The following is a 24,219-nucleotide window of genomic DNA, read 5'->3' on the forward strand; positions in this document are numbered from 1 at the left end:
ATATAAAAAAGCACCCTCGCTATTTGCGTGAGTGCTTCATTCCCTGTTATTTTTTAGAACACCGATTTTCTTCAGATGCTCTCGTAATTGTTCGCTGCCTTCCTTCTGCTCTTTATCAGACACTTCCCGATGACCGATTACCTTCGGCTTCGCTGGGTCGTTCCAACGTGGATCCGTGTAAGTTTTATCCTTGCTCATTTCCTCAGCTCCCTTAGTAGGATATGGTACGTGCCTTCGATTACCTCAATGCTGACGACCTCAAAGGGGTAATCCCTACCATACAATACCTCGAGCTCACCAGGATTATAGGTTCTCAGATCAGCACCCATAGCTGCATCTAAAATGTAGTAGTTGATCTGAGCTTGCGGGTTATACATGGCCCCTGCTGTTGTCGATAAATACTGAGGATATTGTATCACGGCTCCAGGGGCAATGTCCCGCATGAATTCCTCTATATCAGCTGATGAAGCCAAATACACAGAGCGTGTAAGATCACCAACGAATCGCGGAACCTTGCTGAGCGCATTGTCTAACTGCTGAACCCACTGCATTTCATCACTGTTGAGTGCTTTGCCTTCCCGCAGCTTCTCGTTTAGTGTATACGATTCACCGCCAATATAGCGGTTCACTGCCGCCTCTTCAGTCTGTGTGAGCTTCGGCGGTACTGGCACTCCCTGTTGCGGTGAAGCAGGCATATCAATTTCTTCAAAATCGGGCTCTGGTGGAGTCACCGTTCTGACTGCAGGCGGTGAAATTGGTTCTGGCACAGTCACTGGCAGCTGATCAGTTCGACGCTGCGGTATAGGAGTGCCTGGTGTACCAGGAATAACAATTTCCGCGAATTCAGGATCCTTCACCGGAACACGCCGTTCAGGAGCTTCAGTCTTAGGCACACGCCTAGCGGCCCACTCCTTATAGGAGATGTTAGCAGGCACTCTATAGGTCTTACCATCAGTCCCCCGTGCTGCACGCTCCTGGAGCTGTTCCTCAGCCTCTTCCTCGTCATCATCGAATTCAGGTATTGTCGTAGATCGGCAATACGCATGCAGCGGGGGATAGTTAGTGCCTGGCTTGGCCTCGCTGATCGGTATAACTTGACCGTCCATACTTTGGCATTTATCAGATGTTCGACTGTCCAGCGTTGCCACGAATCTATAACTTTTGACTCCTTGGGTCTTATAACCATCCATACGGGATTGACCGCTGAAATAAGCAGCCTCCGTCAGTATCAGCCGCTCTGCATTACGCTTACTTACGCCCATGCGATCAGCAAATGCTGAGATTGCACTATCAGACTGCTCACCTCGGATCAGGTTCTGCGTCAGCGTTGTCTCTAGCTCTGCTAGTAGCTTATCCCTATCACCCCATATTCGAGCCGAAAAGTTACGTCCGTCTGGGGTCCACGGCTTGGACAACACCTTGTCTAGCTGCTTGACGTCCAACTGTGCGAAGGGAATACCCTTTCCTGTTCCACGCTGTACCTCATAAATACCTCTGTAATACCCATCCTCGTATATATCACTGAGGACGGCAGTCGTACCCTTTACTTGACGAGCTGTCAGCAGCTCAACCTCTTGCTTGATCTTGGTCTGCAACTCCTCCAGACGGGAAATGTGCACCTTGGCACTGGCATTCTCCAATTCCTTCAGCCAGCGCTGATCTATGGCATTTTCTCGACCAGCTTTTATATAGTCGTCAACGCTCCAGTGGAATTCCTTCAGCTCATTCGCGGTTAGAAGTTTACGAGCTTCGGCCATGCTGATATCATTATTCTTAGCAAGGCGCCCATACCAGGCTTCTGTTTCCCGTTTGATCCGAGCCATAGCCTTGTCATACTCAGCATTCTGTGCCTTAATGTACTCCTCGCCCTTCTTCAGCTCAGCCTCGTTGAGCGATTCCATCCGCTTGGACCAGTATTCCTCCGACTTCATTCATCGTCACCGCTCTTTACAGGTTCGCTGGGTGGCATGCCCCCATATGAAGCAAATGCCTCTGCAGCAGTTACCTTCTCAGCCTCGATCTGCTTGAGCTCATCATCCGTATTCGTCGTCCATGGATGGTTGGCCACTATGGTTCGATTACTGATGACACCAACGCTATTCTTAGCGTTCGTGACTGCCTCGGTTTCGTTAATGACGATGTCGCGATTAAAAATGAACCCGACCTCTTTGTCGGAATAGTCAGCACCGTCGCTGTTTGCAATATGCGTATCAATAAACCACAAAAGCTGCTCCAGTGCAGCCTGGAATTCGGCTTCCATGTCATTCATGTCCATGTCCAAGTCGGCATACAGGAATTTCAACGCTATGCCGGACGCGTTGCCGATCTCCTGGCGCTGGGTATCCACACCTCTGCCGAATTCATAGATATTCTGCCGGAGCTCGTCCATATGGTTCTTGTAGGCTTCAGTGTCAATCTGCAGCGAGATGGTCTTGACATCACCCTCACCGTCCACAAATGCTACACGATACAGCGCGATATTCTTCCGGAATTCACCGGCACCAGTACCACTAAAGTTACTGACCACATAGGTGCTGTTCGGAAGATCCTCCAAGTTATTCGAGTTATCCGACTTCCTACGGTCATAGTCATTCACCTGCTGCTTAATCAAATCCAGCAGCGGTTGCTCTTCGTCATTGTATTTCCAACAAATGAACGGAAGGCGATCCCAGGTCATCGGCTTGACCTCTTCACCCTCTACATAGGAAAAGTGGGCCGTCTCTTCGATCAGCTTCAGCTGCCCGTCTTCTTCGAATAGCTTCATGCCGTCCATGTCCCACCACTGTATGCGGCGTATCACTCGCTTCGTCTTGACTACATAGGTCTCGACCTCATATACACGAATGAACGCTGCTAGCTCCGTATGAGCTGCGTCCCGCCAGATCGGTATACACTCCTCTGGCGGCAGCCTCATAAACGACAGTTCTCCTGCCTCATCGTAGTAGACCTGCAGCCAGCCTATCCCACAGTTAATAGCGTCCTTGCCGATATTCTTCAACATACGTCTGAAGCTCTTGCCAAAATAGCTATCCAGCTCATTCTGGTATGCCTTGTCCTCCGTCTTAACTACGAACGGCCTAGCCAACAGATAGCCGGTCTTCTGATCAACCAGCTTACGGACGAATCCGTGTGGAATCCGATTATCGGCCAGATTATGCACATCCATCAGACGGCCATCATCGCCAATTGTCTGACGTCGGCGATCCAGGATGTCATTCTTAACACGGTAGTACCGCTTGCCTTCCAGCATCCGATTGCGTTCATCGGACGCCATCCAGGTACTTACTTCCTCCCGGATGATCTCCTGCAATGACATCGGTGCATTGGCATCCAGGTTATCCAGAATCTCCTGTAGTGTGCTCATGTGCTTCCTCCTCTCCTATTTTCTGAAGGACACGCCGCCTCTTGACATGTCGTCCTCCAGTGCATAACGCGTCATATCAATACTGTGATTGTCCTTGTCTGGGTAGCCTGCCTTGAAGCCACCATTGCCGTCAGGCTCCAACTCGTACCCGTAGAATTCCCGCTTGGTGTTCGGGCAGCGTACCGGGTCAATGATAATCTCAATCAGATCCTGCAGGAACTTAATGCCGTACTCCACGGAATCGGGACCCTTCTTGGCCCCTTTAATCCGAACGCCATACCCTTTGATTTCAGAAATGGACTTTGGCTCAGCAGAATCAGCAGTCACCATCCCATTATTCGGGTTCTCTGACTTGATGTGATCAGCTAGAGTCCGATTGCTTAGCTGCATCTTATGCAGTTCGTGGAAGATATACAGCCGCTGGCGGGTCTTGTCATAATGCATAGTCCCGTAATGTGCGGGGTCCTTCGCAAAGCCAAAGTCAACACCGCGACGAATCTGGTCAAAGATACGGATCTCTTCGTCAGTGATCTCCCTGAATGTGAGATTCGTGAATATCTCCCCGCCGGTCCCCGTCACTTTGCCCAGATATTCATGCTCATATTTGGCGAACTTGGTACTCTTCAGATGCTCAGCCTCAACAAAAAACTGTTCACCCAGCCATTGCCGAGGAACAGTCTCATAGGTGCTATGGTGTACCAGTCGATCCGAACGCTGTTCTGTTACCTCAGCATTCACCCAGTTTCGCTGACTTTGCGGTGGATTATAACTGTAGAATACGGTGAATGTCTCGCCGCCGCGTAGAAACGTCTGATTGATAGTCCGAACAGCTTCCATGCCGTCAAACTCGTCTACCTCTTCATACCAAACATACTTGATGTATCCGTGACGCAGCTTACTTGACTTCACCTTTTTAGGCTTATCGGCACCCCGGAATATGATCTTTTGCCCTGTGGGTGTATACGTCAGACTCATAGGGCTGACACTGTCATGCCAAAGATGGGATACCCCTAGTGCTTCAATGGCCCATAGCAGCTGCTCATAGACACTCTCACGTAGGTTCTCTTTGACCTTGCGTAAGGCTACGCCATTCGCGTTCGGATCCCTCATGATTCCCAGGATGATTTCCAGGCTGATAAAGGACGATTTTGTGCTACCCCGGCCACCCTTAAGCCAATAGTGAGTGTACTGGTCCTCCTTCAGCGCATGGTGCACGCCGTAGAAGCTTGGTGCTATCAGCGAACTGAGCGCAGTCATGAGCTGTTAGGCCCCTTCGGAATATCATCCACGATCTGGACGGCCCCCTGAACGTCTATCTGCTGCTTATCAATCCACATACCGAAGCGCTTGCCAAGCAGCTCCAGCGCCTTCAGCTTATCGGCAAACTTCACCTCGCGCTCGACCATGTCAACGTCGCCCTTCATCGTCTTCACTTTGACTGAAGCTATAGCTGCACGGTCATCATCGCTGGTGTCTTCCTTCAGCGCCGCACTGTCCATATCGACCAACTTCGTAGGATCCAGAAAAGCAACACGGGCCAGTTCGCGGATAATCCTTTCTTGGTTGACGCCTGTTCTTCGGGATAATACGGCCATACGTTCGTCTATATATGCGCGAATATTAGGTTTTGTTAGATTCTCGCAACCTATCTCAGCCGCTGTCTTAGGGCTATAGCCTGCCCTGATAGCCGCCTGTGTGGCATTGAGGTCTATCAGGTATTCATCTGCAAATTTCTGCTGTTTGGCCGTCAATGCCATCACAGATCAGCTCCTTTCTAGAGAATATAAAGAGCCACTCAATTGAGTGGCTTGAATTTAGATCATTTTCTGTCTTTATCTTTGACTCTCATAGCACCTCTTTAATCCGCTAATTCAAATACCGCGTCTGGTGTCAATGTTACTTTATAGTCACTGGCATTCCCATTTGAGATATCTTTTTCAAAAACTATCTCTTCTTCCTTTGAGAAACTGAGAAAATCTATCAGTACTAAATAATTAGTTTTAGCTAATTCCCCTTCTTTGGTGATCACTAACGATCCTCTTTGAGAGCTAAAGTTCGTCCCCTCAAAAGATGGGCTGTTTACCAGCACAACGTCTATGTCCTTTAGATATACAACTGTACTGTCTGTCGCTTCCGATACGACACGTAAGGGTACATAAACCTTTCCGTTTGAACTGAATGGTGCAACTTGAAGTATTTTATCTACTCCGTTTATGTTTGTTTTTTTGCTCCCTATAGTGAAAGTTACATGAAGTCCCCCCTTAGTGCCTGTTACTTTTTTGCTCTTCGAATCATACCCTACTGTTAGCCCTAATTCAGTAAATAATTCTCGAAACGGGACAAAAGTAGTACTATTCTTATTAATTGCCCCTCCAGATAAAGCGAAACCGTCTACCACAACATCTCTTTTCCCCATAAATGCAGATGCCGACACAGGCATTATGGCAAACACCATTATTACAATAAGCGTTACAAATGATATTTTCTTCATCTCAGATCTCCCCCTTACACAAGTATTGATTATATTCTATATGAGGGATAATCTTCCTGCAAATAAAATAACCGCCTCACTAGGAAGCGGCTAAGACTTAAGGTTATGAATAATACCGGCATCAGGATTTGAACCTGCGGTCTCTGCCTTCCAAGGGCAGTGGGAACGGCCAAACTTCCCTACACCTGTGCAATATAAAAAGCACCCCGAAGGATGCTTTGTTGATTGCTAATCTATAATTATAATGCTGATCTCACCTAAATCTCTCCCATTTACCACAATCCCAACAGCGCCAATAGGTTTCCATTCCGCTGGGGATGGTCTTTCTAATATTGTCACAAGTCCTGTGCTACTTACACTGAAATATGGTTTTCCTCCATTTGGGAACGGATAATACTTGGTTCCGCTATAGTACGGCAACTGGTATGTCTCTCCTACTCTTAACTTAACTGTCCACGAAATATCATTTGTTGAGATAGCCCCGGTTGCTTTCTGGTTAATAGGATCAGCAGGATTCGCGGATGAAGTTGTAGGTAGGGATACACTTGACAGTAGTGCGGCGGATATACTGCATACTACGATTGCCTTCTTCATAAATAGGCGCCTCCAAAATAGTTTATTTTTAAGTAATCATCAAATGTTATGCTAATAATACAATATTTACCTTGAAAAATAGTTACATTTTTTTAATTTGTAGATGTGTAGAGTTTAATATCATTACACTGCATACAGCAAAAAGAGCCCTCCGCAAATGGAGGACTCACCTATACATCATGAAATTTCCTAGCAATTGAGTTCCCGTATTTGTGTGCCGCCCGGGAGGAGCGACCCCAGAGTTATCTTACCTCTGTACCCCGCTTCCACGCCGCCGCAACTGATGCAACATGTGCTACAGCTCCGCTCTCACGCTCTGTTCCGTGACAAGCTTCAACACTGATTCGACGTAGACGAGTCCTACAGCGATAAGGGGCAGTAGGAACACCCGGGAAGTTTTATTCCCTATGTTCCTACTGTAAGGGTGAACTACAGACGTCATGCAGACGCTATACAGACATAGCACAGACGCAAATTTTGAAGAATTATAGAGGAAATTGTTGGAGTTTATGATAAGCTGCTAGTACATAATATATTCAGGAGGCTTTGTTATGAGAAGGAAACTGCAAGTTTTTGTCTCTTCTACTTTTGAAGATTTGAAGAAAGAGAGGCAATCAGCAGTCCAATCCATATTGACATCTGGTCATATACCAGCTGGAATGGAGTTGTTTTCTGCGGGTGATGAAACTCAAAAAGAAATCATCAAAAAATGGATTGATGAGTCAGATGTTTATTTACTTATTCTTGGTGGAAGATATGGTTCAATAGATCCCTCATCGGGGAAAAGTTATACTCATTGGGAGTATCAATACGCGGGAGAAGTAGAGAAACCAAGATTTGCAGTGGTTATATCGGAACAGGCATTAGAGGATAAAGTTCGGAATGAAGGCACTAATATGATGGAAAAAGATAATCCCCAGTTATATCGAGAATTTAGAAAAGAAGTCATGGGAAGAATTTGTAAAATTTTCAGTGATGAGAGAGATATTGAGCTAGCGATTTTTCAGAAAATGAGTGAATATCTTTTGCGTGATGACTTGATGGGATGGGTACGAGGGAGTGAACTTCCTGACGTATTAGAGGTCGCCAAAGAAACAGTTGCACTGACTACTGAAAACTCCAAATTAAAACAAGAAATAAGTGAACTCCAAAAGCAGTTAACACAAAAACAAAAAATTAAAACTTACGATGGATTAACTTTTTTACAGTTACGAGACACACTTAGAAAAATAGAAATACTTTACCCAAAAGAATTTTCAACTGAGGGAAGCCAAGGTGGAAAAAACTATAATATTCTTGTTCTCTTTTATTCATATAAAGATAACTATGCCACGGGAATCACTAATCAGATAGGCATGAGAGATATTGATAGGTACCTATACTACCACCTTGCCCCTCAGCTGATGACATTCAATCTCATAGAGAAAGTCAAAGTTGCAGGTGCTAAATATGAAAAAATCCAGACGTCGAAACTTGGTTTTGATTTTCTAAAGGAAATTGAACTATATAAAATAAATAAGGAAAAAACAGAATCAGAAGCCTCCTCGGGTAAAGAAGAAACAGATTCTTCAGACATAATCAAGGTCGCTAAGGCAACTGCACCACAAAAAAGAAGAAGGAAACCAAGTAAAGCATCTTCCATAGAATAGATGAATTTAACCACAATGCTTAACAATTAAAAAAGTTACATCTTACAGAAACCACTTCATTAAGTGGTTTCTTGTTTTTTTATTTTTCTCTGCATCTACGAACTCAGCTACAAATAATTATTTTTATTTAATATACCTATTAACTTAAGAGTCTCGGCTATCGACTCAACACCGCGCGTGATTCGTCTATCGACCGATCGGTCTGTTATCTCACTGAAGCGGCTAACTGTTCCCCAACGGGCATTTCCACGGATAAACCGAAATTCAATTACCCGCCGGACGTTATCATCCATTATCATCTTAACAGCCATTTCAACGGCATCCGCCTTCTGTCGGTATTCGTCAAGGACCAGCTTTTCTTTCTCGGTTAGATCAGCCCGATTGCCGAGGATATCCGCCGCTTTCCTCATGCGTGCGTATCGGTTCAAGAGAATACGGGTAGCATGCATATCTGATTTGTTTGCTCTCGGGAACAGTTCCATTTGCATTGTAGCCCCCTTTTTCACTTCTGGACCGCTTGGGCCAAAGCATTATTAGCAAATGTAAGGATTTTGCATTCCCCACTTGATCCCTTAGCGGTTGTCCAGTATACTTTCCCGTCCCGGATATCTTCAACTCTCCTAACTCTACCTCTGCCGAGCACATATTCCTTCCCAACCTTAATTGCTGAAACCTTCAAACAAGATCACCCCGCAAATCACTAGGATAGTCACTATAGTAGTCAATATAGTGGAGCGAGTGATGATACAGAACGATATGTTGGAAACTAACTTGTCCGCCCTTTCAATCCCTTCTCTTTTATACTCCATAAAATATCTCCTAGTTATAAGGTAAGAGCTATTAAGCCTCAATCCTGAGTAGTTATCGTCATCGTCATCAAAAACGGCTTGCCGCCCGTCACCGCCGAGAAAACCCCCGTTGAATCAATTGTGATGATGCCCCATCCCTCCACGCCGTCAATTGATGGGAAATAGTAACGCCAGAACTTGATATCTTTGCTCACGCTTCATCGCTCCTTTGTGTGGTAGTGGATGTGTTATATCCCCTCTAAAGCAGCGTTGGTTGCACAATAGCTGTCCTGCACTGCGCTATATCTACGTACTGACTGCCCATCTCGATAATTGTGCATTCTCGGTTATTTTCTAAAGCAACCTCAAGTGTCGTTCCGGATCCCCCGAATGGGTCAAATACATATCCACCCACCGGAGCTCCTGCCAATATTCCAATCTCGGCTATTTTTTTAGGCATTACAGCAAAGTGAGCTTCGCTGAATTGTGCTGTGGCCACTGTCCAGACTGAGCTCTTTTCATTCCGCTCTGACATGTAATCCGCGAAAAGAACATACGCTTCGTCACCCAATCGGTGATACAACCATCTCCAAACAGAAAGGGGGTCATCAATCTGCCACACTGACCGCTTATTCCGGGACCCGTAATACTTCCTGTCCTTCCTGTCCTCCCTGTGCTGCTTGGGCTGTCCAGGAACATCTCCCTCGTTGACTTTCCGGGCAAAACTGTATGACTTGCCTACCGCCTTCATGCGTCCGTTTGTCTTAGCTCCGCCGTTCGCCCGATCACTGCCACGCTGTCCCTCGATATCCTGAGACAGCCGAGCAATGCTTGATTCCGCCATATGCTCTTTGATTGCATCCTTGTCGTAGTAGTACCGCTCGGACTTACTGAGCAAAAACACATACTCATGGGCCTTTGTCGTCCTGTCTCCTACGCTCTCAGGCATGGGGTTAGGCTTGGCCCATATGTTATCCATGCGGAGATACCAGCCGTCTCCTTGGAGCGCAAACGCTACTCGCCACGGTATCCCTATGAGGTCCTTTGGCTTCAATGCTGCAGGCTGGCTGCGTTTCGGTCGCTGTCTATCAGATTCGGCCTGCTTGTCTGATAGGTAATGCTTGCCATGCCAGCGCTCATTAAGCCCTTCGTCACGTTTTGTACCGGAGCTGGCGTAACTATCCCCGAAGTTGACCCACGCCGTACCGTCATTCCGCAGCAGCCGCCACACTCCCCTGAATACCAGGACCATATGAGCTACAAACATTTCCGGCGTAGGCTCCAGCCCTAGACACCCGGTCCACTCTGGCACCGTTATGGGCAGCAGTCCCGGCATAGGCGTGTATGTTACCTCCGGCCAATAGGAGGGCTCTAGTCCGTAATCACGTAGGCCCCAATACGGCGGCAAGGTCACGCAGGTATTAAATGATCCTGCCGCCAACGTTGGCATAACCTCGATGCAGTTGCCGTGTAGTATCATCTGTATCCGTCCTTTCTGGAGGGGGTTATGCTGTCTCCCTCCTTTATCTCTTGGATTTGCCCTTTCTCACTAACTCAATAGGCTTGCTATGGTCTCTCGGTATAGGCTTGCCGATGATCCTGGCTGCTTCCTCCGATTTCATCCGGTATGAAATCACTTCGCCCTGCCCCGGTCCACTTAGTTCGTTCTCGCGTCTTGGTATGGATGTTCCCACCACTATGACCTCCAATTCATTTGATTTCATCTTTCGTCCGGAAGTAGAAAGGTGCGTACCGATACGGAGCCGCTGCCCTGGCTACATACATGTATGCGGCTGGCTGCTCTCCGGGCTTTACCGGGCAAAGGAGCTGTAAGCATCTTGTATGACCAAGTAGCAGCCCTCCGGTCGGCATTGGACCATTGTTCCATGTCCCGCTATTCCCCGACTCATCAGGCACGTATACGGGTTTTCCTGTTGCCTTGGCCTCCGCTGCCGTCAGCCATCCGCGAACATCTGGCATACTCTCTTGCCTCCCATCTATCACTAGTTGCTCTGCCCCAAATCCGCACAGGGGACATTTATACTTGTCTTGATCTGTCTCGATCATGTCTGCAGCACACTCCAAGCAAACTACTATCATGGCGTGCCTGCTTTCATTTGCTCTGCCAGCTCCAGCAGCTTCTGTAGTTCTTCTTCTGATGCCTCATGCTGGTCTGCAGGCTGAACCTGCACAATCTCTATTGGCTGCTTGCCGCTGCTGCCCGTGTTCCCCTTGCCCTTACCTGGACGCTTGGCCTTCCGCATCTCCATGACAAGCTTAGGGAACTTGTCCCTGAACTTATCTGCACTCATTACATTGATGCGCCAGAAGTCATTCGTCACAACCCAATCCATTACCTCACGTAAAAGGTCTTTGTCAGACTGCTTGTCAAGCTCCACCAGCTTACGGAAGTCATCCGACCATTTCTGGAGGTTGGTTCGCTTGGTTAGATGCTCCAAGCCTTCCCTTGCCGCCATTTCATCAATTTTCCCCTTGAAGTAAAGTGCCATCTTGTAGTACGTGTTGTCTGGTCCGTATTTGAGTTCCTTTTTCCCTTTATCATCATCACTTGATGGAGGGGGAACGTCCTGAACTGCCGGAGGCGATTCGGGACATAACTCTTTATCTTTATATTGGTTATGGTTTAGGTTAGGGTTAAGGTCACGGGTGGACTCCGACCGCCGTCCTTCACCTGTCCTTTGGATGTCCGCTGGACTTCCTTCGGACTTTTGAGCAGCCGCCCTCATTTCATCACGTGACTTCTTCTTTCTAGCAGCATCCTTTTTTCGGGTGTCTATCAACCGTCCAGCATATGCATACCAGTCGTGAATCGCGTGCCCCGTCTCGGTTTTGTCTATGAATCCTACGTCTATAAGAGCATCAAAAAGTTGTTCTGACTCTCCAGGCCATTCCACTGCATCTGCAATGTCATCGGGCCCGTATTTGCTTATGTCACCATCCTGAGCAAAGTCCATTGCCCACCACCAAAACATGTGCAAGTGACCGACAGCTGCCGGGGTAGAGATCCCCAGTTTGCGGCAAAGCTTACGTGTTTTAGGATGCCTATCAGTGCCTTGGTGACTTTCAATCCATGCCAAATCTGTGACCTCCCTCCCGGCAACGCGTTTTTTTAATGGACGTCCGCTGGATGTCCGCTGGACGTACCCCACATGTCCAGTTTGCGTCCGTGGAAATAATACTGAATAAGTTCATTCCTTTTCTGCAGCTTCCAATCTCGCCCGGCTGCTGTGTCATCCACCCATTGATGACATGTTCCTGTTTCACTCCTTGGGCCGCAAAGATTCGCTATGTTCCAAGGCTCTGATCCGCTTCCATATTGGCTAGCGTTGATTAGGTGGGCTTTTTCAAACCACATAGCAGGACGGCTCCGGCCGCACCGCTCACATGTCAGATATCCCAAATGTTCGGATGCGCGCCGATCCACTTCCTCCCTCACAGCAGCGGTTATGGCCGTGTGATTTCCCTTCTTCTTCCGATTGCGCTTATGAGCTGGCTTGGGAGCAGGGTTAAAACCGTAGATCATTCGCCACCATCCCCTATATGCATGTCCACTCTCAGACGGAGCCTGAGTTCATGGATGTGCTCCTTTAGTGATTCGAATTCATTCCTCCAAAGCTGCTTCCGCTCAAATGCCGTTGTCTCTTCCTCACGATGTTTAATGATGTCCAGCTCGGGTTTCGTCTCCTTTTCGCCCTTTGGAGCCGCTACTTTTGCCATTGCATAGGCTTGTTTACGCGCTGCGTATTTACGCTTGTATTCTCCATCCATCCAAGAAGACACGCGGCCTATAAGCATTAGTGCTTTGGTGAAAAGCTCTATTTTTCGGATAAGAGCACCCGGCGAATCATCAGTAAATGACGCCGCTGTGTCCCTGTATCGCTGAATATCAATGATGTATTGCTTGATCTCGCCAATGTCCATAATCACGGACCCCTGTTTGCAAAATTTTTAACTTATGCTATAATTCCGTTGAATTGTTTAAACCAAATCGTGCGACCAACACGATTAGCCTACGGCCTTTTTCGTTGCCTTTGCTTTCCGCCATTGATCGCGGCAGTATCGGTTATCGAAAAGGCCTTCTTCGTTTCTAATCTGATACTTGTTCTCCTTAGTGATCTGCTTCCCACATCTTGTGCAGCAGCCAATCACTGGATTTGCTTCAAGTTCTATCTGCATGTCTATTGCACGGTACATGAGGTTCTTGGACATGTAATCCTCGAATCTCGCCACTCTGACAGCAAGGTTATCTATTTTCTCCTGTAATTCCTTCACGGACTTTTTCGCCTTAATGAGCTCCAGTTTCATGTTATACATCTGTAGCAGCTCCCGCCGAAGTCTCCGGCTCTCTGCCTGCTTGTCCATCTCCTATCCCTCCTATCAGTCCTGTTTTGCGGATCTCCCGCTCCAGCCTAAATATCTTGGTTGATATCCTGTTTAGCTGGTCCGTCACCGTGTGTGTGCTTCGATGCAGGTTAAGCAGCTTATACTTTTTCTCAATTAGTGGCCGCATGTCTTCGCGGAGTTTGTGACATTGTGCCTGCTTGTCCAATACCTGAATCTCTTGCTCACTCAGCTCCAGCAAATCCGTTGCAATTCTCTCACCTGTACTAAGCTGGTCTATGGCGGTGTATGCGGCCTCGAAATATGTGGCCCCCGGTGCCTTTACGTAACTTCTCTGTCCCAGGCGGTCTATGATCGGTACTACTCTCATGTACAAGGCTTGTCCCTCCTTTCTTGCGGAGCTCTGTTTCCAGCTCCTGAATCGCGTCATCGAAGTAATCCGTTTGAAGTTGCTGCCGCATCCGGCATAGATCATTCAGTCTCTTCCAAGCCGCTCTCCGCTGTTCTGATCTTTCAGGAGTCATGCCTATACCGCCTCCACTTTGAATTTATTGATAAAGTACACTTGCCCCTTGCCTGTGATCTTTGGTGTCTTATTGATTGTGATGTGACCGTCTGAATGAGTAATGCTGGTCTCTTTGATCTCGAACAGCCCCATTTCCATTGAGCGTTGAGTCGGCATGTTGTAGTCAGTTCCGTTCCTCCGGATCAAGAACCCGTTGTCTCGCAACCAGGAAAACAACCGCTTCTGGCCCATCTGGACCCCGTTTTGCTTTAGGATCTTTGCTAGCTCCCCAACAAGTATGCTCGTCTTACTGGCGGACACTGCATCCGCGAATAGCACCTTGGGCTTGTCCTGTTCAATCTGTGCTTGCAGCAGACGCTTTTCTTCACGCTCTTGCTTTAGGCGTGTAGCAGCTTCGATCAGTAGATCAGGGTTGTCCAGTAGTTCAGTTGTTGCATACATCCCTGTACGGCGTATGGATGGTAGAATATCGTCTGCTACCTTAGCTTGGAATTCTTCTGCGGCAGCGTTCTTGGCTTTCATTGCTAGGCGATAGAAGATATTTTCAGGAATGTAGTCTGGCTTTTCTCCACTAGTGGAGAATCCGAATTCAGAAAGATATGTTTCTACCCTTTGCCATCTGATGTAATTACCTTTGGTTTCAGTGAAGCCAAGACCACGCGCCACATCCTCAAGGTTTAATTGGGCTGTTCCTTTATCGTCGATGTAACCACGCACTCCGTGGATCGTGACCAATTGAGTCATATAATCATTCCCTTCTAATAATTTCCTCTCCCTGCTATGATGAAGGTTGTCCATACTTCATGTAACAGATGGGAGGTGATTGTTTGAATAAAGATAAACTGCTTGCCTTGCTTGCTGGATTGCCATTGAAAAACACCAAAAATTACGGTTATATCGTGCCAATGACAGATGTTTTCGACGTTTGTTTAGTTCGTGGTGTCGATAACACGAATTTGGTCGTCGCATGGATGGAAATGCTTGAGAAAGAAAAGCTAGTTACATTGGTTCGGATGAAAAATTCTGGATTTGAAGATTTGATTATCGGACTTACTCTTCCCGAATCCTCTTAGCGTCTTTGTGCAGCGCAATTGAAAATACGATGTTGCAAATTTCTCGCACTGAAACAAAATCACGATCATCAATTAACTGAAACAGCTCAATAGCTGTTTCTGAGTTACCCTTTCCTTGCAAAGACTCTTTCGATACCACCGTTGCAGCGGTGGTTTTTTCCTCTTGTGAGCTCATACGATCCCTCCTTCCTTTGTCGATGTATACTAAGTTCATATAGCGACCTCTTTTTCTATCAACTGCTGTTCATATTCAAGCAACCATTCGCTTTTAATTCTCCAGCCTCGTCCTTGCTTATAGGCTTTCAATTTCCCTTCCTTGATTCGGTTGATTACTGTGTACTTACTGACATTAAGGTATTCCGCAGCGTCTATTACATCCAGCGTTGGCCTTAAATCGGCTGATGTTGTCATGAGGCATCTACCTCAATGCGATTAGAGACAGCCATTTCCTTAACAATTGCGAAGTAGATTTCAGTGAGCCCGCCATTGTGATTGATCACAGTTAGTTGATTCATTTCGCTACCTCGCTTTCCATTCCCAACATCTTAGCGATAAGCGGTTTTTGCTTTTCACCAGAACGAGTTCCTTTGAGGATTTCAGACACGTACGTGACAGACACACCTAGCTCTTCTGCCAGGTCCTTCAGTTTGATATTGCGTTGAAGCATAATCTTCCGTGCCTCAGCCCCGAACTTTGTGTAATGTGGCATTCGATACCCCTCCTTTGTAAGAGTTTGTAAAAAATCAGCTTAATTCTTGACACCAGACAGAAAATATTCTAATATCAATGAAGAAGGCATAACCAAATAAACTTCGTTGGGGAACGATTTTTAAATGTGGTCAAGTGACCTCTGGTTTTTATTGCCTTTTTAGCTATACATTAAGCTGTTGAGATAAATATACCCGAATATTTTAGGGTAGTCAACAGTTTTCCCGAATATTTTAGTTTAAATTTCTAAAGGGAGAATTGATATGAGCATAGTCGAAAATATTAGGGTTTTATGCAAAGAAGCTAATACCTCCATACCAAAGCTCGAGAAAGGGTTAGGTTTTGGGAACGGCGCCATCTATAACTGGGACAAAAATTCACCTTCTATTGATAAGATGCAAAAGGTAGCTGATTACTTCAATGTATCAATTGAACGAGTGCTTTACGGATTTGAACTTTCGAGATTCGAAGGATTCGTAAGAATTATAGTAGGTTCGAAGGAAGTTGAAGAGGTTGCAAAAGCTAGTGGGGTTGATGCCGATATACTTGATGGTTTTTTAATAGGGGCTTGTACTAATCAACCAAATTTTGAGTTTGTGGATAGGCTAGCCATGTATAACCCTTACGAAGCTATAGTAACCCGTTCGGATCTAATTGAGGCCGCAGGCTACGAAACGGACAAAAAAAACTCAAATACTAAACTGTCCCCCTCTATCCAAGGAATCCAAACTGTTGCAGCTCACCATGAAGGAGAGGAATGGAACGAAGATGAACTCGCTGAAATAGAACGATTCAAAGAATTCGTGAGGTCTAAACGAAAGGGCAATTGATATGTCGACATACGAGAATCTTCTTGACGAAGCTCATAAACAAAGCATAGAAGTTTACGAGATGCCAATGCTGCACAGAAATAAAGGATTATACTCAGACGGTATTATATGGGTCAACAAGTACACTTCCGACACTGTTTGTAAGGCATGCATACTTGCTGAAGAGCTTGGTCACCATCACACCAGTTCAGGCGATATCCTTGACCAAAGAGATGTACGTAACCGCAAGCAGGAGCTTCGCGCCAGGCAATGGGCTTATCAGTGCATGATTCCCTTGGATCGCATTGTACAAGCCCACTATGCACGCATCTCCGGTCGTTACGATCTGGCCGAATATTTAGGAGTAACTGAAGAGTTTTTACAGGCCGCCATTAACCGATATACAGAGAAGTACGGCCAATCTGTAAGAGCTGATGAACGACATATTATACTTTTTGACCCTTTAGGTGTTTTTGAATTATTTTCAGGGATTGAAGAAGCGAATTAAACTTTGCGCTTTCCAGTCGCGAGGCTGTTTAAATATACCCATAAACAGAACATATGTTCTTTATATTCCATAAGAAAGGAGATGCACTGTGAAAAAGAAAAGGAACAATTCTAAAGGAGATTTACCACCAAATATTAGAGAACGTAACGGCAAATTTTCTTATCGTTACTACATCCCTACCACAAAAATAGTAGATGGTGTTGAGAAAAAAAGCAGTAAGGAAACAGAATCCCCCAGGTTTGACACAGTACAAGAAGCGGTTGATTTTGGCATCCTCATCGAAGCAAAGAGAATACAAAAGAAATTAAAGTACACTGAGGCCTTAACAGTGAGTGTTTGGAGTAAGACGTGGCTTAAAGCCTATATTACTGAGAGAGAGCCTGCGAAAAACACTATAAAAAATCGCGAGTATGGACTAAGTGTCTTACTGAAGGAGTTTGGTGGGTTTGCGCTCAAAGAGGTGACAGCAAGTCTGTATCAGGATTTCCTTTACAAGCTAAAAGAGGATGGAATGAGTCGAAGCACCATTACCAGTGTTCATACTGCGGCATCCCTTATGTTTGAACATGCTAAACGTAAAGACCTTATCGAATCTGATCCGACTGCAGATGCCGTAATACCTAGGGAGAAAAGAACAGCGCGTAAAATCGGTGAAAAAAGACAAGTCCTCCCCAAATTTCTTGAGAAGGACGAGTTAAAAAAGTTTCTTCAAGTTGCTAGGTTTATGCTGACTACCAACATGTGGGCTGTATTCGTTGTACTCACATATACTGGCCTGCGAGTCAGTGAAGCAGCCGGGCTTCAATGGGAAGACATTGATTTTGAAAACAGAACAATTGATATTAACAAGCAAATTTACGGCTCAAGTGTTATCCAATACTCCTTCATCCCCCCGAAAAATGAACAAAGTGAGCGTGTAGTGAGTTTCGGGGAGACAGTCGAAAAGGCTCTTAAAACACTCAAGAAATGGCAAAAGAATGAACGTCTATCAGCTAAAGCGTTCAATCCAAAGGACAACTTTGTTTTCTGGTGTCCCACATTGCCAGGATACCCCTTTCCAGTAACGAGTTTAGGTAAAATTATGCGTAAGGTACTCAAAGATGGCGAATTACCTGAAAATCTTACGCCTCACAGCTTACGTCATACTCATGTGTCACTACTAGCCTCGAATCCGCGGGTTGGTTTGCCAGAGATTCAGGCACGAATAGGACATAAGAGTAATTCAAAAGTTACTGAGCTGATTTATCTGCACGTAACAAAGAACCGCCAAATGAAAATTGCTGATGACTTTGAATGGGCCATCAACAATTAGGCGGTTGCGGGTAATTTGCGGGTAACTCACACTAACCTCTAAACTCGAAAACCCTTGCCACATAAGGCAATCCAGCTACATAACTAGCTCTTTGTTAGATGTAAAACATGTAATTATCAGCCTTCTCCTGCTCCTGGAAGGATATCAGATCCTTCAGCGTCGTGGAGTCCAGCACTTCTGCAATGCTATCGCGGATACGCAGCCACAGATCACGTTTTGCAGGATCATCCTCTTCCGTGAAGTCCACGGGAGAGATCGGTCCCTCCAGTACGCGGATGATATCTCCTGCCGTAATATCGCCAGGGTCTCCAGACAGAATGTAGCCGCCATAAGCGCCACGAATACTCTTAACCAGCCCTGCATTGCGCAATGGAGCGATCAGTTGCTCCAGATAGTGCTCGGACAGCTGGTTTTTCTCAGCTATACTTTTCAATGATGTAGGACCTTCGCCGAATTTGATGGCAAGCTCCATCATAATGGTTAGACCATACCTACCTTTAGTTGATATCTTCAAGGTGCCACCTCATTTGTCAATGTATTCTTATAGAGATGCATGGTATATAGGACACAACAGGTCCTGATTGCCATGATCCGAACATAACACTCCATCCATCGTAACATATTTGATGCTAATATGGTAACCATTCTTCACAACTACGCTACTCCTCAATCATGAGTTGTCGCAATTTTGTCTCTGTCGTAGTCTCGGCAGCCGGTGTATAAATACTGCAACGCAGATCATCCGGTCCATACACCTTCAACGACGTAAGCTCATACACCATTTTCCCAGCCTTGGCGTGGCGAAATTCCAGATGCACCTCCGGGGCATAGCTTACCTGACTCTGCTCCCACATACGATTGAATTCCGGATGGGTCTGTCTCATCTCCTCCAGGAACTGATCATACCACGCATCCTCCACGTATTGACCATAGTAGGTCCGGAACATTGCCAGAAAGCCACTGGAGAATTGCTCCCAGTTCACTGCCAAGCGGCGAAACTCCCGGCGTGTGAAAAGCAGACGGATCATGTTGCGTTCCTCAATAGGGATGCGGTTGAAGTCCAAAAACACATATTCGGCGGCTCGGTTCCAGCCTACAATGTTACATTTGCGATCCGAGACAATTACCGGGCAATATTGGAGCTCAGTAATGATTTTCTGCAACGATGGGCTGAGCTGAGCCATTTCCTGCGCGGCAGAATAGCCCTCCCCACCTCCTTCAAATGCTAACGAGTATAAGTATCTGCGTTCATCCCCATTGAGCTGCAGTGCGTTAGCCACACATTCCAGCACAGAGTGAGAGACCTGAATGTCCCGTCCCTGCTCCAACCAGGTATACCAGGTGGTGCTGACCCCTGCCAACTGAGCTACCTCCTCCCGCCGCAAGCCTGGGGTTCGTCTACGTATACCCGAAGGAAATCCGGCCGATTCTGGAGAAATGCTGGCTCTTTTTCCTTTAAGAAATGTTGATAATGCCTGTAGTCTTACCTGAGAATTCATGCTCTGCGCTCCTTCCTGTGTTCATAATAGCAGTATTTATACTAGGATAATCACTCTCTGGTAATAGGATATCTTAACTGTCATTATAGTCCTTAAGCTCACTGTTTAAAAGATCGAAGGAGGTATTTAGATATGGAAAGAGTCGTAATTACAGGGATGGGTGTAATTTCCCCTCTCGGAAATGATATAGAGACCTTTTGGTCGCATCTAACTCAAGGACAGTCGGGAATCCGGCATATTGATACATTCGACACCGCTAGGCATAAGGTGCAGATTGCGGGACTTGTTCCGAATTTTGATCCAGAGACCCTGTTGGGAGCCAAGGAGGCTCGTCGTATGGATCGTTTCTGCCATTTTGCATTGGCTGCCGCAGACCAGGCCATACAACAGGCCGAACTTGATCTCGACAAGCTGGATCGGGAGCGGATGGGCGTGTATGTTGGCTCCGGTATTGGGGGAATCCAGACCTTGATGGGGCAGAGCGAGAAGCTGGCCTCCCGTGGACCGGAACGGGTAAGCCCGATGCTCGTCCCCATGATGATCCCCAATATGGCTGCAGCTCTGATCAGCATGAAATATGGAGCACTCGGCCCAACGCTGGCTCCTGTCACGGCTTGCTCCATCGGGAATACGGCGATTGGTGAGGCATTTTTCAACATTCAGGCTGGTCGTTCCGACCTCATAATAGCTGGAGGCTCTGAAGCGGCTATTGCCGAAATTTCATTGTCCAGCTTCGCGAATGCCACAGCTTTGTCCACTTGTAACCATGCTCCTGAACAGGCAAGTCGGCCATTTGATAATGAACGTGATGGATTCGTCATGGCTGAGGGTGCAGGGATTGTCATTATGGAGTCCCTGACGCATGCGTTAGCCCGTGGGGCGCGGATTCTGGGTGAAATTATCGGATACGGAGCGAGCTCAGATGCCTATCACATGGTAGCTACCCCGGAGGATGGTAATGGCGCGGCCCGTGCCATGCAGCTGGCACTCAATGTGGCAGGACTGTCCCCTAACGAGATCGATGTCATCAGCGCACATGCAACCAGTACAGTCATTGGGGACCGCTCCGAGACAGCGGCCATTAAGCATGTATTCGGAGATCACGCTTACCACGTGCCTGTGACAGCCAACAAATCCATGACAGGGCACATGCTGGGTGCTTCGGGTGGCGTGGAAGCCATTGCCCTACTCAAATCGCTGCAAGAGGGAATCATTCCGCCGACCATCAATTTGCATTCGCCTGACCCCGCCTGTGATCTGGACTACGTTCCCCATAAAGCAAGACAGGCTAAGCTTCGGATCGGTATGTCCAATTCCTTCGGCTTCGGTGGACATAACGCTGTTATTGTGATCCAGAGATACGAGGAAGATGAGATCCTATAAATCCAGAAATTCAGTAAATCCAGAAAATCAGATGAACCCAAAAGAATTTCTTGAATCTCTTTCATCTCACTATTCACATCCTGTTCACGTCGCTGTTCAACTCACTGTCCATGAAATTTATTCCAAGTAATACCAGTCACGCGTAGAGCATTAGACTCTGGTGACATTTAAGCTGCAGGAATCACACGAACTGGTGGGGATGTTGAAGACCTTGGGGACCTTTGACTCGGTGGGACGCTAGAGACGCCACTGATAACCAAGACAAATTAGACACTTCTGTACACTGAACATAATGAGTAACAATTACGATAGCTGCTTGCCCTAGGCCACACCTCGGGCAACAAGAAAAGGCAAGCGCATCATGCGCTTGCCTTCCTCTATCGTTTTCACTTTCAAACTATTCTTCATAATATTTACTTACCGTGTTCTTATCGAATTATTACCTTATTCTTTCCGCTTATCCTGCCTTTCAGATCCAAATCCCCCCGTTCTACTGAACAAGTGGCATCTGTAAGCATCGGCACGGCAGTAGGATTAATCTTCTACCGGGAACCAGCCTGGCGTATGGATAATAGCATTCCACAACCCATCAGGAACAACCAGACGCTCTTGGCTTGATTTCGTAATAACCGTCTCAATATCCTCTTCGCGCCCGCTTTCGATTTTCTCGACCCAATCCGGCTCGATAATCAGCTCACGTCCGATCGCTAGCAATGGAACGCCTGTGTTGAGCGCTGCTGCTGCATCATCCGCTGTATAGATAGAGCCCACACCAATAACCGGAAGCTTGCCATCCACACGGTCCAGAATGTACTCGATGCGAGCACGTGTGTCTGCCTCACCGCGTCGTGGCTTCGACCAGAATTCGTTCAACGATACATGCAAGTAATCCAGATTTTTGTCCTTGAGCGCATCAATCAATGCATACGTCTCGGTCATAGTTATTCCTGGAGTTTCTGGCTCCTCCGGGGAGAAGCGATATCCGATGGTAAATGGCTGCTTCGCATACTTCGCAACAACCTTCTGCACCTCATCAATAACCGCGAGCGGGAATCTCAGGCGCTTCTCAAGACTTCCTCCCCAACGATCCTCACGACGATTGGAGTGCGGTGAGAAGAACTGCTGCAGTAGATATCCATTCGCACCATGAATCTCGACACCATCAAATCCAGCTTCAATGGCACGACGAGTCGTCTCACCAAAGTCATGAATAATGCTTAGAATCTCCTCATCTGTCAGCTCTCTTGGCACAGCCGAGTCAGGACGTTCGCTTGCCACAGCGCTTGGAGCAACAATTTCTCCAGTAGGACTTAGCTGCTCTGGTGTCTGTCTACCTGCATGGAATATTTGCAGAATACCATGCGAGCCTTGCTTCTTGATGGTCTCAGCCAGACGTGTCAGGCCAGGAACGAAGCTGTCATCATAGGCAGCGAACTGACCAGGGAAGCCAATTCCGTTCGGTGTGACATAAGTGGTTGCTGTAATAGCCATTCCCACGCCGCCTGTTCGACGTTCATAGTATGCAAGCTCTGCATCAGATACAGTTCCATCGGGATTGGCCGACATCGTCGTCATCGGAGCGAGCACAAGGCGGTTGTTCAGTTTAGTACCATTAGGGAGTGAGACAGATTCGAAGAATGAAGCGTATTTTGAATTCATGGGTATTCCTCCTGGATCAATGATAGATAGATTTCATAATTATATTTTGGACAATATAATTTTAGGCGTTATAATGAGTATATATCTAAATTCCTAATCGTGCAAATCGACTGTTCATTCATAGGCACTCAAAGAGTCCGCCAATACCAACCAGCAGGCAAAAAGAGCGTTACGCTAAGCATCGTAATATGATGCTCTGTATGTTACAATATATCCTGCAACTGCAGGACAACGTGTCTTATGGCTGTCTCGGACTCCCTTTTTTCTACTGAAAATGCGGTGAGTTGCTTGTATCAAGTTATACTAAATATAGAAAGTCTGGGTGATAACGATGGCAAAAGCCAATCAGGATACCCGTGTCGTCGTCGGCATGTCTGGAGGCGTTGACTCTTCGGTCACCGCGCTACTGCTGAAGCAGCAGGGATATGACGTAATCGGCATCTTCATGAAGAACTGGGATGACACGGATGAATTCGGTCACTGCACGGCCGAAGAGGACGCGGAGGATGTACGCCGAGTCTGCGAGCAGATTGATATCCCTTACTATACGGTCAATTTCGAGAAGGAGTATTACGATAAAGTATTCTCTTATTTTCTCGATGAATACAAGGCAGGCCGCACGCCGAACCCGGATGTCATGTGCAACCGTGAGATCAAGTTCGGAGAGTTTCTCAACAAGGCACTGGATCTTGGCGCAGATTATGTAGCTACAGGTCATTACGCACGTGTTATTGAAGAGAACGGCACCTATACGCTGATGCGCGGTGTGGACAATAACAAGGATCAGACCTACTTCCTGAATGCACTGAGTCAGCAGCAGCTGTCGAAGGCCATGTTCCCCATCGGGCACCTGCCTAAGCCGGAGGTTCGCAGAATCGCGGAGGAAGCGGGACTGTATACAGCCAAGAAGAAAGACAGCACAGGCGTCTGCTTCATTGGAGAACGTGATTTCAAGCAATTCCTGAGTCATTATCTACCGGCACAAAGCGGAGATATGGTGGATATTGTTACAGGCGAGGTTAAAGGCCGTCATGATGGCTTAATGTACTATACGCTCGGGCAACGTCAGGGGCTTGGCATTGGCGGATCTGGCAACGGCGAACCGTGGTTCGTGGCTGACAAGGATCTGACGAAGAACATTCTCTATGTTGTACAAGGCGATAAGCACCCGAGTCTATACTCCACAGGACTGACTGCTACTGGCGTGAACTGGATTGCTGGTGAAGCCGCTATTCCAGAACAGCCGCTCCGCTGTACCGCCAAATTCAGATATCGTCAGCCGGATCAAGGTGTAACCCTGACCTGGCGTGAGGATGGCACGGTGCATGTCGCATTTGATGTACAGCAAAAAGCCATTACACCTGGACAAGCCGTTGTGTTCTACGATGGCGAAGTATGTCTTGGCGGCGGCACGATCGATAAAGTCGAGAAGCTGCAAGAGCAGACTGTCTAACGCCGATAAGCTCCTGCACATATTAGGATTATTTTCCACAA

The 24,219-nt window shown here is 46.9% G+C and carries 31 protein-coding genes and 1 tRNA gene; 7 read left to right on the forward strand and 25 right to left on the reverse strand.

The genetic code is table 11. The annotated features are described in order from the left end of the window. Window positions 1–36: 36 nt before the first annotated feature. From MKX74_RS20830 to MKX74_RS20865, 8 genes are all read right to left on the reverse strand, one after another. Window positions 37–198: a hypothetical protein gene (locus tag MKX74_RS20830; RefSeq protein WP_341179705.1), complete on the reverse strand. Its 162-nt coding sequence runs from the start codon at window positions 196–198 to the stop codon at window positions 37–39. Further along, window positions 195–1,931 carry a minor capsid protein gene (locus tag MKX74_RS20835; protein ID WP_341179706.1) on the reverse strand — a complete coding sequence of 579 codons (1,737 nt, stop codon included), beginning with the start codon at window positions 1,929–1,931 and terminating at the stop codon, window positions 195–197. Before MKX74_RS20835 ends, MKX74_RS20830 begins: the two co-directional genes overlap by 4 nt. After that, window positions 1,928–3,364, reverse strand: a complete 1,437-nt coding sequence (locus MKX74_RS20840; protein ID WP_341179707.1) for a phage portal protein — start codon at window positions 3,362–3,364, stop codon at window positions 1,928–1,930. Before MKX74_RS20840 ends, MKX74_RS20835 begins: the two co-directional genes overlap by 4 nt. A 15-nt stretch (window positions 3,365–3,379) precedes the next feature. Then, complete coding sequence (locus MKX74_RS20845; protein WP_341179708.1) at window positions 3,380–4,621, reverse strand: PBSX family phage terminase large subunit; 1,242 nt, start codon at window positions 4,619–4,621, stop codon at window positions 3,380–3,382. Continuing rightward, the gene (locus tag MKX74_RS20850) at window positions 4,618–5,121 is read right to left on the reverse strand and encodes a terminase small subunit (RefSeq protein WP_341180626.1); all 504 of its coding nucleotides are present in this window, start codon (window positions 5,119–5,121) and stop codon (window positions 4,618–4,620) included. Before MKX74_RS20850 ends, MKX74_RS20845 begins: the two co-directional genes overlap by 4 nt. Window positions 5,122–5,222: 101 nt before the next feature. Beyond that, window positions 5,223–5,855 carry a copper amine oxidase N-terminal domain-containing protein gene (locus tag MKX74_RS20855; protein ID WP_341179709.1) on the reverse strand — a complete coding sequence of 211 codons (633 nt, stop codon included), beginning with the start codon at window positions 5,853–5,855 and terminating at the stop codon, window positions 5,223–5,225. Between the two features lie 113 nt (window positions 5,856–5,968). Further along, window positions 5,969–6,044 (reverse strand) — tRNA-Pro (locus MKX74_RS20860). A gap of 39 nt (window positions 6,045–6,083) precedes the next feature. Continuing rightward, window positions 6,084–6,449, reverse strand: coding sequence for a hypothetical protein (locus tag MKX74_RS20865; protein WP_341179710.1), 366 nt, complete (start codon window positions 6,447–6,449; stop codon window positions 6,084–6,086). Window positions 6,450–7,000: 551 nt separating this feature from the next. Here MKX74_RS20865 and MKX74_RS20870 point away from each other — a divergent pair. Continuing rightward, window positions 7,001–8,098: a DUF4062 domain-containing protein gene (locus MKX74_RS20870; RefSeq protein ID WP_341179711.1), complete on the forward strand. Its 1,098-nt coding sequence runs from the start codon at window positions 7,001–7,003 to the stop codon at window positions 8,096–8,098. 107 nt (window positions 8,099–8,205) lie between these two features. On the opposite strand, the gene MKX74_RS20875 is transcribed toward MKX74_RS20870, so the two are convergent. From MKX74_RS20875 to MKX74_RS20925, 11 genes are all read right to left on the reverse strand, one after another. Continuing rightward, the gene (locus MKX74_RS20875; protein ID WP_341179712.1) at window positions 8,206–8,586 is read right to left on the reverse strand and encodes a hypothetical protein; all 381 of its coding nucleotides are present in this window, start codon (window positions 8,584–8,586) and stop codon (window positions 8,206–8,208) included. 359 nt (window positions 8,587–8,945) lie between these two features. Continuing rightward, window positions 8,946–9,101: a hypothetical protein gene (locus MKX74_RS20880; protein WP_341179713.1), complete on the reverse strand. Its 156-nt coding sequence runs from the start codon at window positions 9,099–9,101 to the stop codon at window positions 8,946–8,948. Window positions 9,102–9,145: 44 nt separating this feature from the next. Then, window positions 9,146–10,366, reverse strand: coding sequence for a DNA-methyltransferase (locus MKX74_RS20885; RefSeq protein WP_341179714.1), 1,221 nt, complete (start codon window positions 10,364–10,366; stop codon window positions 9,146–9,148). Window positions 10,367–10,409: 43 nt separating this feature from the next. Beyond that, on the reverse strand, window positions 10,410–10,580 hold the full coding sequence (locus tag MKX74_RS20890; RefSeq protein ID WP_341179715.1) for a hypothetical protein: 171 nt from the start codon (window positions 10,578–10,580) through the stop codon (window positions 10,410–10,412). A gap of 16 nt (window positions 10,581–10,596) precedes the next feature. Then, window positions 10,597–10,866 carry a hypothetical protein gene (locus MKX74_RS20895; protein WP_133570040.1) on the reverse strand — a complete coding sequence of 90 codons (270 nt, stop codon included), beginning with the start codon at window positions 10,864–10,866 and terminating at the stop codon, window positions 10,597–10,599. Between the two features lie 116 nt (window positions 10,867–10,982). Continuing rightward, window positions 10,983–11,984 (reverse strand): hypothetical protein, encoded by a 1,002-nt coding sequence (locus MKX74_RS20900; protein WP_341179716.1) that lies wholly within the window; start codon window positions 11,982–11,984, stop codon window positions 10,983–10,985. Window positions 11,985–12,016: 32 nt separating this feature from the next. Then, window positions 12,017–12,430, reverse strand: coding sequence for a hypothetical protein (locus tag MKX74_RS20905; RefSeq protein ID WP_341179717.1), 414 nt, complete (start codon window positions 12,428–12,430; stop codon window positions 12,017–12,019). Beyond that, entirely contained in the window at window positions 12,427–12,828 is a 402-nt protein-coding gene (locus MKX74_RS20910) for a hypothetical protein (protein WP_341179718.1), read from the reverse strand. The genes MKX74_RS20905 and MKX74_RS20910 overlap by 4 nt, the downstream gene beginning before the upstream one ends. An 84-nt stretch (window positions 12,829–12,912) precedes the next feature. Then, window positions 12,913–13,269: a hypothetical protein gene (locus MKX74_RS20915; RefSeq protein WP_341179719.1), complete on the reverse strand. Its 357-nt coding sequence runs from the start codon at window positions 13,267–13,269 to the stop codon at window positions 12,913–12,915. Continuing rightward, entirely contained in the window at window positions 13,214–13,624 is a 411-nt protein-coding gene (locus tag MKX74_RS20920; protein ID WP_341179720.1) for a hypothetical protein, read from the reverse strand. The genes MKX74_RS20915 and MKX74_RS20920 overlap by 56 nt, the downstream gene beginning before the upstream one ends. Before the next feature lie 150 nt (window positions 13,625–13,774). After that, window positions 13,775–14,518: a phage antirepressor KilAC domain-containing protein gene (locus MKX74_RS20925; protein ID WP_341179721.1), complete on the reverse strand. Its 744-nt coding sequence runs from the start codon at window positions 14,516–14,518 to the stop codon at window positions 13,775–13,777. Between the two features lie 83 nt (window positions 14,519–14,601). Here MKX74_RS20925 and MKX74_RS20930 point away from each other — a divergent pair, with 83 nt between their 5' ends. Beyond that, entirely contained in the window at window positions 14,602–14,847 is a 246-nt protein-coding gene (locus tag MKX74_RS20930) for a hypothetical protein (protein WP_341179722.1), read from the forward strand. Here MKX74_RS20930 and MKX74_RS20935 read toward each other — a convergent pair. The 3 genes from MKX74_RS20935 to MKX74_RS20945 form a co-directional block, all read right to left on the reverse strand. Continuing rightward, a complete protein-coding gene (locus MKX74_RS20935) occupies window positions 14,825–15,022 on the reverse strand; it encodes a hypothetical protein (RefSeq protein WP_341179723.1) in 198 nt (65 codons plus the stop codon). The genes MKX74_RS20930 and MKX74_RS20935 overlap by 23 nt on opposite strands. Before the next feature lie 35 nt (window positions 15,023–15,057). Continuing rightward, entirely contained in the window at window positions 15,058–15,258 is a 201-nt protein-coding gene (locus MKX74_RS20940) for a helix-turn-helix domain-containing protein (RefSeq protein WP_341179724.1), read from the reverse strand. A 100-nt stretch (window positions 15,259–15,358) separates the two neighbouring features. Further along, complete coding sequence (locus tag MKX74_RS20945; RefSeq protein WP_341179725.1) at window positions 15,359–15,556, reverse strand: helix-turn-helix domain-containing protein; 198 nt, start codon at window positions 15,554–15,556, stop codon at window positions 15,359–15,361. Between the two features lie 262 nt (window positions 15,557–15,818). Between MKX74_RS20945 and MKX74_RS20950 the strand changes: the two genes are divergently transcribed. From MKX74_RS20950 to MKX74_RS20960, 3 genes are all read left to right on the forward strand, one after another. After that, window positions 15,819–16,385 (forward strand): helix-turn-helix domain-containing protein, encoded by a 567-nt coding sequence (locus tag MKX74_RS20950; RefSeq protein WP_341179726.1) that lies wholly within the window; start codon window positions 15,819–15,821, stop codon window positions 16,383–16,385. 1 nt (window position 16,386) lies between these two features. Further along, window positions 16,387–16,872, forward strand: a complete 486-nt coding sequence (locus MKX74_RS20955) for an ImmA/IrrE family metallo-endopeptidase (protein WP_341179727.1) — start codon at window positions 16,387–16,389, stop codon at window positions 16,870–16,872. Between the two features lie 88 nt (window positions 16,873–16,960). Further along, window positions 16,961–18,184 carry a tyrosine-type recombinase/integrase gene (locus MKX74_RS20960; protein WP_341179728.1) on the forward strand — a complete coding sequence of 408 codons (1,224 nt, stop codon included), beginning with the start codon at window positions 16,961–16,963 and terminating at the stop codon, window positions 18,182–18,184. Between the two features lie 94 nt (window positions 18,185–18,278). Here the strand turns inward: MKX74_RS20960 and cymR are convergent, their stop codons facing one another. Both cymR and MKX74_RS20970 read right to left on the reverse strand, forming a co-directional pair. Beyond that, window positions 18,279–18,698, reverse strand: coding sequence for a cysteine metabolism transcriptional regulator CymR (gene cymR / locus MKX74_RS20965; RefSeq protein ID WP_018884755.1), 420 nt, complete (start codon window positions 18,696–18,698; stop codon window positions 18,279–18,281). A 145-nt stretch (window positions 18,699–18,843) separates the two neighbouring features. After that, on the reverse strand, window positions 18,844–19,683 hold the full coding sequence (locus tag MKX74_RS20970; protein ID WP_341179729.1) for a helix-turn-helix transcriptional regulator: 840 nt from the start codon (window positions 19,681–19,683) through the stop codon (window positions 18,844–18,846). Between the two features lie 132 nt (window positions 19,684–19,815). Between MKX74_RS20970 and fabF the strand changes: the two genes are divergently transcribed. Then, the gene (gene fabF, locus MKX74_RS20975; protein ID WP_341179730.1) at window positions 19,816–21,066 is read left to right on the forward strand and encodes a beta-ketoacyl-ACP synthase II; all 1,251 of its coding nucleotides are present in this window, start codon (window positions 19,816–19,818) and stop codon (window positions 21,064–21,066) included. A gap of 534 nt (window positions 21,067–21,600) precedes the next feature. Here the strand turns inward: fabF and MKX74_RS20980 are convergent. Next, the gene (locus MKX74_RS20980) at window positions 21,601–22,725 is read right to left on the reverse strand and encodes an NADH-dependent flavin oxidoreductase (protein ID WP_341179731.1); all 1,125 of its coding nucleotides are present in this window, start codon (window positions 22,723–22,725) and stop codon (window positions 21,601–21,603) included. Between the two features lie 331 nt (window positions 22,726–23,056). Between MKX74_RS20980 and mnmA the strand changes: the two genes are divergently transcribed. Next, window positions 23,057–24,178, forward strand: a complete 1,122-nt coding sequence (gene mnmA / locus MKX74_RS20985; RefSeq protein WP_341179732.1) for a tRNA 2-thiouridine(34) synthase MnmA — start codon at window positions 23,057–23,059, stop codon at window positions 24,176–24,178. Window positions 24,179–24,219: the final 41 nt, after the last annotated feature.

This window comes from Paenibacillus sp. FSL K6-1230, from assembly GCF_038002385.1.
Taxonomy (GTDB): domain Bacteria; phylum Bacillota; class Bacilli; order Paenibacillales; family Paenibacillaceae; genus Paenibacillus; species Paenibacillus massiliensis.

Excerpts from the sequence above, each read along its gene's own strand:
- MKX74_RS20830 (WP_341179705.1), bottom strand. The coding sequence starts at position 198 with ATGAGCAAGGATAAAACTTACACGGATCCACGTTGGAACGACCCAGCG.
- MKX74_RS20835 (WP_341179706.1), bottom strand. The coding sequence starts at position 1,931 with ATGAAGTCGGAGGAATACTGGTCCAAGCGGATGGAATCGCTCAACGAG.
- MKX74_RS20840 (WP_341179707.1), bottom strand. The coding sequence starts at position 3,364 with ATGAGCACACTACAGGAGATTCTGGATAACCTGGATGCCAATGCACCG.
- MKX74_RS20845 (WP_341179708.1), bottom strand. The coding sequence starts at position 4,621 with ATGACTGCGCTCAGTTCGCTGATAGCACCAAGCTTCTACGGCGTGCAC.
- MKX74_RS20850 (WP_341180626.1), bottom strand. The coding sequence starts at position 5,121 with ATGGCATTGACGGCCAAACAGCAGAAATTTGCAGATGAATACCTGATA.
- MKX74_RS20855 (WP_341179709.1), bottom strand. The coding sequence starts at position 5,855 with ATGAAGAAAATATCATTTGTAACGCTTATTGTAATAATGGTGTTTGCC.
- MKX74_RS20865 (WP_341179710.1), bottom strand. The coding sequence starts at position 6,449 with ATGAAGAAGGCAATCGTAGTATGCAGTATATCCGCCGCACTACTGTCA.
- MKX74_RS20870 (WP_341179711.1), top strand. The coding sequence starts at position 7,001 with ATGAGAAGGAAACTGCAAGTTTTTGTCTCTTCTACTTTTGAAGATTTG.
- MKX74_RS20875 (WP_341179712.1), bottom strand. The coding sequence starts at position 8,586 with ATGCAAATGGAACTGTTCCCGAGAGCAAACAAATCAGATATGCATGCT.
- MKX74_RS20885 (WP_341179714.1), bottom strand. The coding sequence starts at position 10,366 with ATGATACTACACGGCAACTGCATCGAGGTTATGCCAACGTTGGCGGCA.
- MKX74_RS20895 (WP_133570040.1), bottom strand. The coding sequence starts at position 10,866 with ATGCCAGATGTTCGCGGATGGCTGACGGCAGCGGAGGCCAAGGCAACA.
- MKX74_RS20905 (WP_341179717.1), bottom strand. The coding sequence starts at position 12,430 with ATGATCTACGGTTTTAACCCTGCTCCCAAGCCAGCTCATAAGCGCAAT.
- MKX74_RS20910 (WP_341179718.1), bottom strand. The coding sequence starts at position 12,828 with ATGGACATTGGCGAGATCAAGCAATACATCATTGATATTCAGCGATAC.
- MKX74_RS20915 (WP_341179719.1), bottom strand. The coding sequence starts at position 13,269 with ATGGACAAGCAGGCAGAGAGCCGGAGACTTCGGCGGGAGCTGCTACAG.
- MKX74_RS20925 (WP_341179721.1), bottom strand. The coding sequence starts at position 14,518 with ATGACTCAATTGGTCACGATCCACGGAGTGCGTGGTTACATCGACGAT.
- MKX74_RS20935 (WP_341179723.1), bottom strand. The coding sequence starts at position 15,022 with ATGAGCTCACAAGAGGAAAAAACCACCGCTGCAACGGTGGTATCGAAA.
- MKX74_RS20940 (WP_341179724.1), bottom strand. The coding sequence starts at position 15,258 with ATGACAACATCAGCCGATTTAAGGCCAACGCTGGATGTAATAGACGCT.
- MKX74_RS20945 (WP_341179725.1), bottom strand. The coding sequence starts at position 15,556 with ATGCCACATTACACAAAGTTCGGGGCTGAGGCACGGAAGATTATGCTT.
- MKX74_RS20950 (WP_341179726.1), top strand. The coding sequence starts at position 15,819 with ATGAGCATAGTCGAAAATATTAGGGTTTTATGCAAAGAAGCTAATACC.
- MKX74_RS20955 (WP_341179727.1), top strand. The coding sequence starts at position 16,387 with ATGTCGACATACGAGAATCTTCTTGACGAAGCTCATAAACAAAGCATA.
- MKX74_RS20970 (WP_341179729.1), bottom strand. The coding sequence starts at position 19,683 with ATGAATTCTCAGGTAAGACTACAGGCATTATCAACATTTCTTAAAGGA.
- fabF (WP_341179730.1), top strand. The coding sequence starts at position 19,816 with ATGGAAAGAGTCGTAATTACAGGGATGGGTGTAATTTCCCCTCTCGGA.
- MKX74_RS20980 (WP_341179731.1), bottom strand. The coding sequence starts at position 22,725 with ATGAATTCAAAATACGCTTCATTCTTCGAATCTGTCTCACTCCCTAAT.
- mnmA (WP_341179732.1), top strand. The coding sequence starts at position 23,057 with ATGGCAAAAGCCAATCAGGATACCCGTGTCGTCGTCGGCATGTCTGGA.